The organism is Stagnihabitans lacustris (genome assembly GCF_025950525.1).
Taxonomy (GTDB): Bacteria; Pseudomonadota; Alphaproteobacteria; order Rhodobacterales; family Rhodobacteraceae; genus Stagnihabitans.
In genome coordinates this window covers 861,203-875,637 of record NZ_JAPDGS010000001.1, presented here as the reverse complement: position 1 = coordinate 875,637, position 14,435 = coordinate 861,203, and the positions used below count along the sequence as shown (strand labels likewise).

13 protein-coding genes and 1 tRNA gene are annotated in these 14,435 nt (G+C 67.1%); 8 read left to right on the top strand and 6 right to left on the bottom strand.

Annotation, left to right across the window (positions count from 1 at the left end; translation table 11 throughout):
- Positions 1-145 precede the first annotated feature (145 nt).
- Positions 146-1,039 (top strand): LysR family transcriptional regulator, encoded by an 894-nt coding sequence (locus NX862_RS04175; RefSeq protein WP_264492726.1) that lies wholly within the window; start codon positions 146-148, stop codon positions 1,037-1,039.
- Positions 1,040-1,296: 257 nt separating this feature from the next.
- Here the strand turns inward: NX862_RS04175 and purN are convergent, their stop codons facing one another.
- Both purN and purM read right to left on the bottom strand, forming a co-directional pair.
- Positions 1,297-1,884, bottom strand: a complete 588-nt coding sequence (gene purN, locus NX862_RS04170; protein ID WP_264492606.1) for a phosphoribosylglycinamide formyltransferase — start codon at positions 1,882-1,884, stop codon at positions 1,297-1,299.
- Positions 1,884-2,942 (bottom strand): phosphoribosylformylglycinamidine cyclo-ligase, encoded by a 1,059-nt coding sequence (purM, locus tag NX862_RS04165; RefSeq protein WP_264492605.1) that lies wholly within the window; start codon positions 2,940-2,942, stop codon positions 1,884-1,886. Before purM ends, purN begins: the two co-directional genes overlap by 1 nt.
- 98 nt (positions 2,943-3,040) lie before the next feature.
- Here purM and NX862_RS04160 point away from each other — a divergent pair.
- The 3 genes from NX862_RS04160 (at position 3,041) to NX862_RS04150 (ending at position 5,270) form a co-directional block, all read left to right on the top strand.
- Positions 3,041-3,113: transfer RNA gene (locus NX862_RS04160), tRNA-Ile, on the top strand.
- A gap of 109 nt (positions 3,114-3,222) precedes the next feature.
- Positions 3,223-4,221 (top strand): Gfo/Idh/MocA family protein, encoded by a 999-nt coding sequence (locus tag NX862_RS04155; RefSeq protein WP_264492604.1) that lies wholly within the window; start codon positions 3,223-3,225, stop codon positions 4,219-4,221.
- 101 nt (positions 4,222-4,322) lie between these two features.
- Positions 4,323-5,270 carry a nucleoside hydrolase gene (locus tag NX862_RS04150; RefSeq protein WP_264492603.1) on the top strand — a complete coding sequence of 316 codons (948 nt, stop codon included), beginning with the start codon at positions 4,323-4,325 and terminating at the stop codon, positions 5,268-5,270.
- 6 nt (positions 5,271-5,276) lie between these two features.
- Here NX862_RS04150 and NX862_RS04145 read toward each other — a convergent pair whose 3' ends face one another.
- Positions 5,277-6,926, bottom strand: a complete 1,650-nt coding sequence (locus tag NX862_RS04145) for a subtype B tannase (protein WP_264492602.1) — start codon at positions 6,924-6,926, stop codon at positions 5,277-5,279.
- A 167-nt stretch (positions 6,927-7,093) separates the two neighbouring features.
- On the opposite strand from NX862_RS04145, the gene NX862_RS04140 reads away from it, so the two are divergent.
- Complete coding sequence (locus tag NX862_RS04140) at positions 7,094-7,810, top strand: siderophore-interacting protein (RefSeq protein WP_264492601.1); 717 nt, start codon at positions 7,094-7,096, stop codon at positions 7,808-7,810.
- On the opposite strand, the gene NX862_RS04135 is transcribed toward NX862_RS04140, so the two are convergent.
- Entirely contained in the window at positions 7,797-8,693 is an 897-nt protein-coding gene (locus NX862_RS04135) for a LysR family transcriptional regulator (RefSeq protein ID WP_264492600.1), read from the bottom strand. The two genes, NX862_RS04140 and NX862_RS04135, sit on opposite strands and share 14 nt — an antisense overlap.
- A gap of 92 nt (positions 8,694-8,785) precedes the next feature.
- Here NX862_RS04135 and NX862_RS04130 point away from each other — a divergent pair, with 92 nt between their 5' ends.
- Positions 8,786-9,778, top strand: coding sequence for an aldo/keto reductase (locus NX862_RS04130; protein WP_264492599.1), 993 nt, complete (start codon positions 8,786-8,788; stop codon positions 9,776-9,778).
- Between the two features lie 7 nt (positions 9,779-9,785).
- Here NX862_RS04130 and NX862_RS04125 read toward each other — a convergent pair whose 3' ends face one another.
- Together NX862_RS04125 and NX862_RS04120 are read right to left on the bottom strand one after the other, a co-directional pair.
- On the bottom strand, positions 9,786-10,391 hold the full coding sequence (locus NX862_RS04125; RefSeq protein ID WP_264492598.1) for a YdeI/OmpD-associated family protein: 606 nt from the start codon (positions 10,389-10,391) through the stop codon (positions 9,786-9,788).
- Positions 10,388-11,245: a M15 family metallopeptidase gene (locus NX862_RS04120; RefSeq protein WP_264492597.1), complete on the bottom strand. Its 858-nt coding sequence runs from the start codon at positions 11,243-11,245 to the stop codon at positions 10,388-10,390. Before NX862_RS04120 ends, NX862_RS04125 begins: the two co-directional genes overlap by 4 nt.
- 162 nt (positions 11,246-11,407) lie before the next feature.
- Here NX862_RS04120 and NX862_RS04115 point away from each other — a divergent pair, with 162 nt between their 5' ends.
- Entirely contained in the window at positions 11,408-11,992 is a 585-nt protein-coding gene (locus tag NX862_RS04115; protein WP_264492596.1) for an OmpA family protein, read from the top strand.
- Between the two features lie 23 nt (positions 11,993-12,015).
- Positions 12,016-14,388 carry a serine/threonine protein kinase gene (locus NX862_RS04110; RefSeq protein WP_264492595.1) on the top strand — a complete coding sequence of 791 codons (2,373 nt, stop codon included), beginning with the start codon at positions 12,016-12,018 and terminating at the stop codon, positions 14,386-14,388.
- Positions 14,389-14,435: the final 47 nt, after the last annotated feature.

Genomic DNA, 14,435 nt, shown 5'->3' with positions numbered 1-14,435 from the left:
CCCTTTGTTGGGTTGCACTGTAATCAACCCGCGCGGGAAGTAAAAGGCGCCTGTCGGGGACGTGATTTGCCAATTGCGGCGCCTTGTCGCTTTACACGGGTGCTGGCCTTGGGCCACAAAGGGCAAGACACGGGAGGCCGCCATGATGGACTGGGACAAGCTGCGCATATTTCATGCGGTGGCCGACAAGGGCAGCCTGACCCATGCGGGCGAGGTTCTGCATCTGTCGCAATCGGCGGTGTCCCGGCAAATTCGTGCGCTGGAGGAAAGCCTTTCCGTGACGCTCTTTCATCGCCATGCGCGGGGGCTGATCCTGACCGAACAGGGCGAGTTGCTGTTTGATGCGACCAGCCAGATGGTGCGCAGGCTGGAGGCGGCCGCGGCGCGGATTCGCGACTCGGAGGACGAGGTTTTCGGTGAGTTGCGGGTGACGACGGCGACCGGGTTCGGGACCCTGTGGCTGGCCCCGCGTCTGGCGAACCTTTACAAGAAATACCCGGCGCTGAAGATCGACCTGATGCTGGAAGAGCGCGTGCTTGACCTGCCGATGCGCGAGGCCGATGTGGCGATCCGCATGAAAGAGCCGACCCAGGCCGACCTGATCCGCAAAAGGCTGATGAACATCCGCATGCGGCTGTTTGCGACGCCGAAGTATCTTGAGGAACATGGCACGCCGCAAAGCATGGACGACATGGCGAACCACCGGCTGATCTGCCAGAACGCCGGGACCGCGCAGGTCGCGGCCGGCGCGCTGATGGTGGCGGAATTGATGAGCCACGACATCCCCTCGACGCTGACGGTGAACAATTATTTCGGCGTCCTGCAGGCGGTTTTGAACCACCTTGGCATCGGGGTGCTGCCTGATTACGTGGCGGCCGACAGCCCGCATCTGGTCCGCGTGCTCCCGGATTTCGAAAGCAATGACGTGCCGGTGTTTCTGGCCTATCCCGAGGAACTGCGCCACTCCAAGCGCGTCGCGGCCTTCCGCGATTTCGTCATGGAAGAGATCGCAAGTTTCCGCGCCAAGATGCCGGACTGAGTCCTCAGGGGCTTCGGGCGCAAGGGCGTATTTGGGCAATTATGAAAGGGGCGTCGGATTGGGCGCCCCATCGCTTTGCGCGGAACGCTGCGCCTCCGGCGGGGATATTTGGGTCAGTATGAAAGACAAGCGGAGGACAGGCGCGCCCTCCCCTTCATCTTTTCACAAATATCCCGGGGGGGCGAAGCGGGGGGCAGCGCCCCCCTCTGCCCTTTCCGCCAAGACCCCCGCCGTGTAGCCCGGGGTAGACCCCGGGTTTAGCCCAGGTCCAGCCGCGCCCGGTCGCCTTGGGCCACGCGGCGCAGCACGGCCGGGTAAAGCCGGTGTTCCTGCACCAGGATGCGGGCGGCCAGGGTTTCTTCGGTGTCGCCCGGCAGCACGGGCACCCGCGCCTGGCCAAGGATCGGGCCCGCGTCCAGGTCAGCCGTGACCTCGTGGACCGTGCAGCCGGCCTGGGTGTCGCCGGCCTGCAGCGCGCGGGCATGAGTATGCAGCCCGGGATATTTCGGCAAAAGCGAGGGATGGATGTTCAGCATCCGCCCCGCATAGGCCCGGATGAAATCCGGCGTCAGGATGCGCATGAAGCCGGCCAGACAGATCAGATCGGGTTGCGTGGCGTCGATCCGGTCGCGCAGCGCGGTTTCAAACCCGGCCCGGTCGCGTCCATAGGGGCGGTGATCCACCACGGCGGTCGCAATCCCCTGCCCTGCAGCCCAAGCGATCCCCCCCGCCGCAGGGTCATTGCTGGCGACAAGGCAGGGGCGGCAGGGGTGATCCCCCGCCATATCCGCCACCAGCGCCTTCATGTTCGACCCGCCCCCCGAGATCAGGAGCGCCACCCGCATCACAGCAGCTTGCCCGTGTAATGCACGCCCTCGCCCTCGACGATGGTCCCCAGGGTGCAGACCGTCTCGCCCATGTCGCGCAACAGCGCGGCGGTGGCCTCGGCCTGGTCGGGGGCCACCACGATCATCATGCCGATGCCGCAGTTGAAGGTTTTCAGCAATTCCGCCTGTGTCATGTTGGCGGTCGTCGCCAGCCAACGGAAGACCGGCGGCAATTCCCAAGCCGACAGGTCGATGGCACAGCCCAGACCCTCGGGGCACAGCCGCGGCGGGTTTTCGGTGATGCCGCCGCCGGTGATATGGGCCAGCCCATGCACGCCGCCCGCCCGGATCGCCGCCAGCGCCTGTTTCACATAAAGCCGCGTCGGCGTCAGCAGCGCCTGGCCGACCGTGCCTTCGCTGAAGGGCGAGGCATCTTGCCAGCCAAGCCCCGCCAGTTCGACCACCTTGCGCACAAAGGAATAGCCGTTGGAATGGACCCCATCCGAGGCAAGGCCCAGGATCACATCCCCCGCCACGACCCCGCGCGGCAGTTCGGTCCCGCGCTCCATCGCGCCGACCGCAAAGCCCGCAAGGTCGAAGTCACCGCCGTGATACATGCCCGGCATTTCCGCCGTCTCGCCGCCCACAAGCGCGCAACCCGACAGCTCGCAGCCCTTGGCGATGCCGGTGATGATGCGGGTGGCATCCTCGACCACCAGCTTGCCGGTGGCGAAATAGTCCAGGAAAAGCAGGGGTTCCGCACCCTGGCAGACCAGATCGTTGACGCACATGGCGACAAGGTCGATGCCGATCGTGTCATAAAGCCCGGTGTCGATGGCGATGCGCAGCTTGGTGCCCACCCCGTCGGTCGCAGCCACCAGGATCGGATCGTTGTAACCCGCAGCCTTCAAGTCAAACAGCGCGCCAAAGCCGCCGAGGCCCCCCATGGTGCCGGTCCGGTTGGTCCGCTTGGCCGCGGGCTTGATGCGTTCCACCAGTTCGTTGCCCGCGTCGATATCGACACCTGCGGCGGCGTAGGTCAGCCCGCCGCCATTATGCCCCGCTTGTCCGGCCATGAGGATCCCCTTTTGCGCTTTGCCGCCCCCTTAGCGCAAAGGGGGGCGCCCCGCAACCTTGACGCTTTGCCTGACCCTGCTTATGCAGACGCTACGGTGGGCCTGTAGCTCAATGGTTAGAGCCGGGCGCTCATAACGCCTTGGTTGGGGGTTCGAGTCCCTCCGGGCCTACCGTTCCCGACAGATGCGACGCAGGGCGGAGGGGGCTTTCGCCCGACCTCGCGGGCCGATAGGCTTTGGACGGGACTTGGGGCGATTGGGGCCCACTGGGGGGGACGTCATGACGGACAAGGCGCAGAAGACCATCGGCTGGGGCATCCTTGCAACCGGCTGGATTGCCGAGCTGTTCACCAAAGACCTGATCCTGGCCGGCCACAGGGTCGCGGCCGTGGGTTCGCGCACGCAGGCGGGCGCCGACCGGTTCGCCGCCACCCATGGCATCGCCCGCGCCCATGGCAGCTATGCTGATCTGGTCGCTGATCCGGCGGTCGATGTGGTCTATGTGGCCACCCCCCATCCCCAGCACGCCGAGGCCGCAAAGCTGGCCTTGAACGCGGGCAAACATGTGCTGGTGGAAAAGGCCTTCACCCTGAACGCCGCCCAGGCCGAAGAGATCGTCGCCCTGGCCGAGGCGCGGGGCCTTGTCCTCCTGGAGGCGATGTGGACGCGATTTTTGCCCCATATGGTCGCCCTGCGCGCGGTCATTGCCCAGGGCATGATCGGCGAGGTCCGCTCTTTGACCGCCGATCACCGGCAAAAGCTGCCCGACGATCCGGCTCATAGGCTGAACGCGCTGGACCTGGGCGGCGGGGCGCTGTTGGACCTTGGCATCTATCCGATCTCTTTCGCCTGGGACATCCTGGGGGCGCCGCAGACCATCGCGGCGCAGGCCAGCTTTCATGCGACGGGGGCGGATCGGCAGGTGGCGACGGTGTTTGGCTATGGCTCGGGCGCGCTGGCCACGACGCTGTCGTCCTCGGACAGCGCCGGGCCGAACCGGGCGGCCATCGTCGGCACCAAGGGCCGGATCGAGATCGACCGGACCTGGTATGCGCCGACCGCCTTCCGGGTCTATGACACGGACAACCAGGTGATCCACAGCTTTGACGGCAGTGTCGGCGGGCGCGGGATGCAGTTCCAGGCGGCCGAGGTCGAGGCGCTGATCGCCACGGGCGGGGTGTCGACGATCATGCCGCCGCGGCAATCGGTGGCCATCATGGCGACGCTGGACGAGATCCGCCGCCAGATCGGCCTGCGCTATCCGTCCGAGGGGGCGTGACAAACCGGCGCCAGCCCTGGCCCGGCGGCGGGGGAACCTGCAGGACGGCTTGACGGGGCCGCAGGACCCGGTAGACCCGCCCAAACCCCAAAGGAGCGCCCATGCACAAGGTCATTTTCGACACCGATCCCGGCGTGGACGACGCCATGGCCTTGCTGTTCCTGGCCCGTCACCCGCAGGTCGACCTTCTGGGCGTCACCACCGTCTTTGGCAATGCCGCCATATCGATGACGACCCGCAACGCCCTGTTCCTGCGTGAGGCTTTCGGCTTTGACGCCCCGGTGGCCCAAGGCGCCGGGGTCTGTTTCGACCCCGCCCGCGAGACCGGGGGCTTCCCCGATTTCATCCACGGCGCCAATGGCCTGGGCGATATCGCATTGCCCGACCCCGCTCATCTGCGCCCGCTGGATCACCTGGACGCTGTGGGCTTCATCATCGACACGGTGCGGGCGAACCCTGGTCAGGTCTCGATTGTTGCCGTGGGGCGGATGACCAACCTGGCGCTGGCCCTGGCCCGCGATCCGGGGATTGCCGCGCTGGTCAAGGATGTGACGATCATGGGCGGGGCCTTCTTTGTGCCCGGCAATATCTCTCCGGCGGCCGAGGCCAATATCCACGGCGACCCCGAGGCCGCCGATCTGGTCTTGACCGCGCCCTGGAAGGTTCATGTCGTGGGGCTGGATGTGACCGGCCAAACGCAGATGACCCGGGCCGAGCTGCGCGCGCTGGCGCCCAAGTCACCGGCGCTGACGCTTCTGGATGCGCTGTCGCAACGCTATATCGACTTTTACGACCGGCTGATCCCCGATGCCATGTTGGTGCATGACACCTGCGCCTGTGTCCATCTGGTGCGGCCCGACCTGTTCACCCGGACCGAGGGCGCCATGCGCGTCGTCTGCCAAGGCATCGCCACCGGCCAGACCATCCTGAAACCCCAGGGCCGCCCCTTCCCGCCGGGGGAGTGGGACGACCTGCCCGTCCAATCGGCCGTCACCGGGGTGCAGGCCGATCAGGTCATGGCTTTGGTGGCCGAGGTGCTGAGTTCCTAAGACGGTTTACGGGGCCAAGACGCCCCTCAGCCAGCCATAGGCCTCGGTCACGTCGTAATCCCCCGAATGGGCCGTCATCCAGGGCAAGCGGAAATCGACGCCCTGAACGTCTGTATCCGCAGCCACCGCCCGGGCCAGCGTCAGTTCGACCGCAAAGGACGTGTCGCGGTCGATCATCCCGTGGCGGAGATACCAATGCGGCGCGGTGGTGGCACCCGACCCCAGATAGGTCAGCGGGTTGATCATGGCGACTTGGGCGGCCAGGCCCGCGCCCTCGCCCGCCGTCCAGGTCGCCCAATCCGTCCCCGTGTCATCGCGCCCCACGCCGTCGCCTTCGACCTCGTTATGATTCCAGCCCCAGGGGGTGAAGTTGGAATAGGCCTGGGTTCCGGTGCCGAACAACGAATTCTCGCCATCCGCGCCCTGATTGCCGGTATTGGCGGTGCGGTCAAAGGCGGGGACATTCTTCAAGGCCGAGGTCCGGGCCACAAACCCCAAAAAGGCCGGAAGATCGACCTGGGGCTTGCCTTCTGACAGGGTCAGCCAGTCATTGACCACCCGCAACTCTGTCGTGCTGCCATCGCGGCCGCGCTGAGTTATCACGAATTCCGCGCCCAAGTCCGGCACCGTGCCACCGGCCGCGATATGGCGGGCGACTTCGGCCACGACCTCGGCCATGATCTCGGCCCGCATCGTATCGGGCGTCAGCGTCAGGCCCAATGAGGCCAGATAGTCCGGATAGGCCAAAGCCAGCGCGGCCGAGGCCTCTTGCGCAGGCGCGCCCCAATGGCCCATCGCCGTGTTCCCGGCGCTGCGGATGCCCTGATACTGCCATTCATAGGCCATATCGGCATGGCCAAGGTCGGTGATCGGGCAATAGGCGATGACGGCAAAGACATCGTCGGCCAAGGTGCTGGACCCATCCAAACCCACCCCCGCCGCCCCGATTTCAGCAAGAAAGGGCAGGAAGTCGGCGCTGTTGCCGCTGGCCCCCACCACCGCCGAAAGCCCACCCCCGCCCGAGGTGCCGGTGATCACGATCCGCTCGGCCGACCCCGCCAAAACCGCATCGTTCAGCCGCAGATAGCGGATCGCGGCCTTGGCATCGACGACCGCCGCCGGCGCCTTGCCGGGCAAGCTGTCGTCGGCCGCCACGATCCCCCGCCCCCGGCTGCCCAGATCGACATAGACATGACCCGCCGCCAGCGCCGCCCCGACCTTGTCGCGGTCATCGGACGAGGTATAGGCCCCGCCCGCAGCGATCCCCTCTTTCAGCTCGCTGGCAAACCAGCCGCCGTTGTTGACGTTCAAGATCATGGCCGACGCCTCGGTCGCGGTGTCGGGGACAAAGACCACCAGCTTTTGATAGGCCAGCGGATCGGTCAGGACCTGGGTCTTGGCGGCCGTGGGACTGCCGCCCGGCCCCATCTGGCGGGCGGGCTGCTGGGCCGCCATGGCGACGGGCTTGGCCACATAGACCGCCTCATAGCGGCGCAACGTCAGGGGCGCGCCATCCACCGTCACCTGAAGCGTGGTAAAGGCGGCGGGGTCCAGCCGCAATTGGGCGTCAAAGGCCCCCTCGGCCAGCGCGGCCCCCGCAACGCCCGCCCCCGCAACGCCCGCCAAAACCGTGGCACCCATCAAACGCTTGATCATCTTTCGCCCCATCTTGTCGGCAATCTGTATCGCTTGCGGTTTCAACGCGGGCCTTATGGTTTTCCGTCGCTCAGCCGTAAAAAAAGCGCCGTGAAAAAACCGCCGCAACCGAAAACGGGGGCGACGGAAAGCCCGGCACCCGGCGTTCAAGCCGCAAAGGAGCCACCATGACCCCCACGACCCAACGCCTGCGCCATGACACCCGGCGCCGCAGCCTGACCGTCACCCAGACCCACCGCCTGACGCCCAATATGCTGCGCCTGCGGCTGGAGGGCGACCTTGGCGACTTTGTCTCGGCCTCGCCGGGGGATCATATCAAGCTGTTCGTTCCCACTGGCGGGGCCGAGGTGATGCGCGACTATACCCCGCGCAGGTTCGACGCGGCGGCGGGCTGGCTGGAGATCGACTTTGCCCTGCATGAGGCGGGGCCCGCGACGCTGTGGGCGCTTGGCGCGCAGGTGGGGGACGCGGCGGTGATCGGCGGGCCCCGGGGCTCTTTGGTCATCGGCGGGGTCCAAAGCTGGCTGTTGATCGGCGATGAAACCGCCCTGCCCGCCATCGCTCGCCGCATCGAAGAGCTGCCCGCGGGCGTTCAGGTCACATCCGTCGTGGCCGTGCCCGGGCCGCAGGATGTGCAGCAAATCGCCACAACCGCGACGCACCGCGCCTTTTGGGTCCACCGCGCCGACCCCACCGATGCCAGCGGCCTGCTACAGGTGCTGGCGACCCTGCAGCTTGCGCCCGAAACCTTTGTCTGGATCGCAGCCGAGGCGGGCGTGGCGCGGGCGGCGCGCGACGCGCTGCCCCAGGTTCCGCCCGAATGGCTGCGCGCCGCGGGCTATTGGTTGGCCGGTCAGGCGGATGCGGCGGTCAAAGAGCTTTGACCGCCAGGGCCTCGATCACCACCCGCAGCGCCGGTGAGGTCTGGCGGCGGCTGGGGTAATACAGGTGAAAGCCCGCAAAGGGCTGCGTCCAGTCGTCCAGCACCTGCACCAGCCGCCCCAAGGCCAGATCGGCGCCCACCAGCGCTTCGGGCAGGAAGGCCAGGCCAAAGCCCTCACGCGCGGCCCACAAACAGGGGGCGACCGCGTTGAACGTCACCTGACCCTGAACCTTGACGCGCAGGCTTTCGCCCGCCCTGGCGAACTCCCAGGCGTAAAGCGCGCCACTGGCCACCAGGCGCAGGTTGATGCAGCGGTGGCCCACCAGGTCGCGCGGGCTTTGCGGCGCGGGATGGGCGGCCAGATAATCGGGCGAGGCCACCGCGATCAGCCGCCCATCCGGCCCGATCCGCACCGCCACCATGTCCTTTTCCACCGCATCCCCCAGCCGCACCCCGGCATCAAAGCCCTCGGCCGCGATGTCGCGAAACCCGTCGTCGATCGACAGATCCAGTTCGATGTCGGGATAGGCGCGCAGGGCGGGCATCAGGCGCGGCCAGATCACCTGCTCGGCCGCCACCGCGCTGGCCGTCAGCCGCACCCGACCCGCAGGCCGGTCGCGCAGCGCGGTCAACTGCGCCAGTTCGGCCGCGATCTCTGCCAGACGCGGCGCCAGCGTCGCCAAAAGCCGCTCTCCTGCCGCGGTGGGCGACACGGCGCGCGTGGTCCGCGTCAGCAACCGCAGGCCCAGGGTCTCTTCAAGCTGGCGCAGCTTCTGGCTAAGCGCCGAGGGCGACAGGCCCAGTTCTGCCGCCGCCCGGGTAAAGCTGCGCGCGCGGGCCACCTGGGCAAAGGCCGCCAGGTCATCCAGGCTTGGGCGGATCATTGTGAAGCCCCTCTAACAAGTAGATGCGGATAATGCCGGATAAACCCGGGGAACGCAAAGCGCTACAAGCGGGCAACAGCAAGGAGAGCGGCATGGAACAGCGGAATTTGGGCGGGCTGATGGTATCGGCCCTGGGTCTGGGTTGCATGGGGATGACCTCGGCCTATGGGCCCGCGGGCGAGCCTGCGGCGATGGCCCGGCTGATCCGCCAGGCCCATGACCTTGGCGTCACGCATTTCGACACGGCCGAGGCCTATGGCCCCTTTGCCAACGAAAGCCTTCTGGGCGAGGCCCTGGCGCCGATCCGCGATCAGGTCGTGGTAGCGACGAAATTCGGCTTTGACATCGACCCGGTGACGGGCGCCCGCGGACCGGCGGGCACCAACAGCCGCCCCGACCAGATCCGCCGCGTGGCCGAAGCCAGTTTGCGACGCCTGAAGCGTGATCGGATCGACCTGTTCTATCAGCACCGCGTCGACCCCGCCGTGCCGATAGAAGAGGTCGCAGGCACGGTCCGCGACCTGATCCACGAAGGCAAGGTGGGCCATTTCGGCCTGTCCGAGGCCGGGTTGGCCACGATCCGCCGCGCCCATGCCGTCCAGCCCATCGCCGCGGTGCAAAGCGAATACTCTCTGTTCTGGCGCGAGCCCGAAGCCGCGCTCTTGCCGCTGTTGGACGCATTGGGCATAGGTTTTGTCCCGTTTTCACCGCTGGGGGCCGGGTTCCTGACCGGGGCCATCACCGAAGCGACGACCTTTGCCGCCGATGATTTCCGCAACCTGGTGCCGCGTCTGGCGCCCGAGGCGCGGCGGGCCAATATGGCGCTGGTGGCCTTGGTGCAAGACCTGGCGCAAGGGCTGGGGGCCACGCCCGCCCAGGTGGCGCTGGCTTGGCTTTTGCAGCGCCGCCCCGCGATCTCGCCCATTCCGGGGACGACCAAGCCCCATCGCCTGATCGAGAACCTGGGGGCCGCCGCGCTGTCGCTATCGCCCGAGGATCTGACCCGGATCGAGACCGCGCTTGCAGATTTCACCCCCGAAGGCGCGCGCCTGCCCCAGGCGGTGCTGGCCATGACGGGATTATAAGTCGGGATCAGTCGTTGACGCCGCGGCCCGCCATGACCCTGTCGCGCGATTTCGTGATGCGGGTCAGGCGGGTCTTCACCTGCTTGGCCTCGCTGAAATGGATGATCCAATAGCGCTGGCGGCCCGGGGTCAGGGCGCGGAAGGCCTCGGCATAGTCGGGGTCTTCGTCGCAGATATGGGCCAGCTCTTCGGGCCAATCGGGCGCCTCGGCAGGGTCGATCCGCGCGCCCTCGGCCTCCAGCCGCCGGGCCTGGGCGATCAACTGCCGGATGCGGGGGGCCGCGGTTTCCACATCGGCGGCGGTCAGGAAGTTCAGGTAACGCCCGGCCCGCGAATTCTCGCCGGGCGACAGCAACAAAGGGTCGTCCAGCAAGGCGCCCTTGAAAAACGCCAGCCGCAGCCCGGTCTTGAACCCGCCCAGGATCGCGATATTGCCGCCCTCGGTGTAGCAGGGCTGACCCCATTTGATTGTCTCGGTCAGGCCCTGCGCCAAAAGGATGTCGCGCGCCGCCGCCATGGCCGCGGCCCACTCCTTTTGCCGCGCGACAAAGGCCGTCACCCGCGCATCCGAATTCAGCCCGTGGTCGGGGTCATGGGTGGGATTGAGGCTCACAACAGGCCCGCCGCGACCCATTCCTTGATCTTGTCTTCGGAAACCTCGAAGTGCATCGAATCCTCGCGCCCATAGGCCGCGCCCCAGACCCAGCCATCGGCGTTGAAGAAATCCGACATGATGGTCAGGCCAAGTTGCGTCCGCCCGTCGCCCAAAGTGTCCAGCACCCCGTCGATGTTCAGGTCAATCGCCGTGCCGAAGCTGTGCGACGACACCGAGGTCGTCGAGCCCCTGATCCAGCGGGCGCAGATCGTGCCGGCGGTGTTGATGCGGGCGTAAAGATCGGGATCGGCGCGCTGGATCTTGTCAAAGATCACCTGCAGGCTGTCCAGCGCCGGTTTCAGCATCTTGGCCTGGATGGGCCCAACCTGGCGTTCCTCCAGCAGGGTGGCCAGGCGCGGATTGGTGATCGGTTGGCAATCGTCGTTCAGGTTTTCGGCCGGCAAGCCGAACTGCCCCACCATGAAGGACGAGGTCGGCACCTTCAGCCCCGAATTCAAGCCCCGCCGCGCCGCGACCAGCACGACCTGGGCGTAATTGCCGGAAATCCCGTTGTCACCGTCGGGCGTGATGATCTGCAGCCCGTTGCTGCCATCCAGCGCCTGAGGCTGGGCCGCGACCTCGATCTGGTTGACCCGGTCTTCCAGCGAATCGACCTGGTCGCGCAATTCGTTGACCGTGTCGTTCAGCGCGGTCATGTCGCCGTGCAAAAGCTCGATGTCGATGCGGGCCTGGTTGTCGACCGAACCGCCCCCGCCCGCACTGGTCGTGGGAAAGAACAGCGGGATCGACACGACGATCATGGCCGCGATCAGGACCGAGACCGACAGCAGGATGGCAGGAAGCAGGCGCAAAGCGGGAAACCTCGGCTGGGAATGGCGCATCTGAACCCGGGGATTGCATGAAAGGCAAGGCATTTTGCGGGGTTTGGGGGGAACGATGGCCCATCCATAACCGTTGGCAAAGCCCCGGGGCCGGGCTAAGGTCCGTGTCAGCAAACATTTCCGGGGGTTTTCATGACGCGTGCAGTAGCCCGGGTGGCCTTTGGCGCCCTGATGATCTTTTCCGCAGGCGTCACCCTTGCGCCAGCCGCCTTTGCCCAAGACGACAGCGACCTGTCGGCCGAAGAACTGGCCCTGCGCTTTCAGGCCCAGTCCGAACAGCTGACGCGGGGGCTGGTCATTGCGCCCACGACGGCCGAACCCGCCTCGGCCGAGGCCGCAGCCGCCCTGCCCCCCGACACGACCTATGTCGCCGTCGATCCCGCGGCCCAGGTCAACATCCAGATCGAATTCGCCTTTGACAGCGCCGCCATCGGTGCGGGGCAGAACGAAAAGCTGACAACGCTGTGTCAGGTGATCAAGGCCTCGGATATCCCGGCCTTCAAGATCATCGGCCATACCGATGCCTCGGGGACCGAAAGCTACAACCAGAACCTGTCCAAGCTGCGGGCCGAAGAGGTCAAGCGCCACCTGGTCGAGGATTGTGGCATCGACGGGGCCAAACTGCTGGCCGAGGGCGTGGGCGAGGCCTTTCCGGCCGATGCCAGCGATCCCAAGGCCGATGCGAACCGCCGCGTGGAATTCCAGGTCGGCAGCTAGGCGGCGACGCAAAGGGGACAGGCATGGCGGAACCAAAGCCCGGCGACATCTTCCAACCGGGGGATCTGCTGAACAACACCTACCGGATCGAAAGCGTCCTGGGGCGGGGCGGCACGTCCGAGGTCTATAAGGCGCGCAACGACATCTCGGGGCGGTTTGTCGCCATCAAGGTGCTGAAAAGCGAGTTTTCCGGCGACGAAGCCTTCCTGACCCTGATGCGCCGCGAAGAGGAAATCCGCGAGATCCGCCACGACGCCGTGGTCCGCTACAGCGAGAACCACCGCACGCCCGAGGGGCTGGTTTACCTGGTCATGGACCATGTCGACGGCCCGGGGCTGGATGCGATCCTGAAGGCGGGCGGCATGTCGGCCGAAGACCTGATGCAGGTGGCGCGCCGCGTGGCCGATGGGCTGTCGGTGGCGCATGGACGGCGGATCATCCACCGCGACCTGTCGCCCGACAACATCATCTTGCGGGCCGGGCGCCCCGATCAGGCGGTGATCATCGACTTCGGCATCGCCAAGGACGCCAATCCTGGCGCCCAGACCATCGTGGGCAATGAATTCGCTGGCAAATACGCCTATGCCGCGCCCGAACAGCTGGCGGGTCATACCGATGCGCGATCCGATCTTTATGCGCTGGGGGCGCTGCTGCTGGCGGTTCACCGCGGCAAGAGGCCCGACCCCGGCGCCAATCCGATGGAGGTGCTGCGCAAAAAGGGCGAGGCGCTGGACACCGAAGGCGTGGCCGAACCGCTGAAGACGCTGATCGACCGCCTGGCCGCCCCCTTGCCCGCCGACCGCTTTCAATCCGCCGAAGAGGTGCTGGATTACATCGACGCGCAAAGCGACCGGACCCAGGTGGCGCCGCGCTTGCGGCCGCAAACCGTCCTGCCGACGGCACCGCGGCTTTCGACCGACACGGTGGCCCCGCCGACGGCGCCCCGGGCTGCGGTTCCCGTGCCGCCGATTCCGACCCCGACTCCGTCGCGGGCGGGGCTTTGGGTCGGGCTGGCGCTTTTGGCTTTGGGCGGCGGCGGGGCGGGGCTTTGGGCCGCGGGTGTCTTTTCGCCAGGGCCCGTGACGTCGGAAGAGGCAAGCGCTGTGAAGGCCCCCGACGCCCTGCCGCCACCGCCCTCTGACAGCCAGGCGGCGGCCGAACCTGACACGTCTGCACCTGACACGTCTGCACCCGATGCTTCCGCCGAAGCGGATGCTGCGGCCAAGGCTGCGGCCCTGAAGGCCAACGCGGACAAGGGCACACGCGGCAGCGCCGCCGCCCTGCCCGTCGCCGCGCCCTATCAGCTGATCGTCGAAAAGGGCGAGGACGGCCGCCCCAAGGCCATCGGCGTCGTGCCCTCAGCCGAGGTTCTGGCGGCGCTGAAGGCCACGGTCGAGGGCCAGGGCGGCAGCGTGACCCTGTCGCTGGCCTCGGGCGCCATCGGCGAGACCTGGGGGGCGGATGTGCTGACTGTCGTGGCGGGGCTGCAAAAGCTGGACCGCTATCAGCTGACGGTGACGGACAACCAGGCCGAAGTCAGCGGCGCCACGACCGATCCCGCCTTGCAAAGCGCGGCCATGGCGGTGGTGGGCCAATTGCCCGGCGTGCTGCAGGGCAAGGGCGCGGTTGATCTGTTGGCCAAGCCTTTGCCGATCCTTGCCGCCTCGGACCTGGTGCCGGTCCTGGCCAAGCTGGCCGATTGCGGCGACCTGGGCCTGGTGGGGCCGCCCGCGCTCGGCTATGGGCCTGCGGACAAGATCACCGTCTCGGGTCGGCTGGCCGGTTCGCAAACCCGGGTCGCGCTGTTCGAGGCGCTGCAGGCCGCGGCCCCGGGGCGCGAGATCGACCTAGGGGTCGAGCTGTTGAACCCCGCCCTGTGCCAGATCGAAACCGCGCTTCCCGCCGCCCATGAGGGGCCTTTCCGCTTTGACTTCGGCTTTGGCGACCGGCCCGAAGCCAACGAATCCGGCCGCTATTTCGTGGGCGAAAACCCGGTGATCGACCTGGTGATCCCGGCCGAGGTGACGACGGGCCATGTCTCGGTCTCGATCGTGGATGTGTCGGGCAATGTCTATCACCTGCTGCCGAACCTGAACCGGCCAGAGAATGCGGTGGAACAGCTGCGGGCGGGCCAGACCGGCGATCTGCGGGTCCGCATCGCCTATCCGCTGTCGGACAATGCCGATCCGTCGCATGTGGCCTTTACCGTGGATGCCAGCGCCTTGGGCAAATCCAAGGTCGTGGTACTGCAATCGCCGGGGCCGCTGTTCCCCGAGATGCGGCCGACGACGGAATCGGTTGGGGGCTATGCGGCGGCGCTCAAGGCGGGCGTGGCGGCGGGAAGCCTGGATGTGCTGTCGATCACCAGTCGGGTGCTGACCTCGGTCGCGCAGTAAAGCCCGGTGAGGCCGTGAGTCGGGGGCGGGCCTTTGGCCAGGCCCCG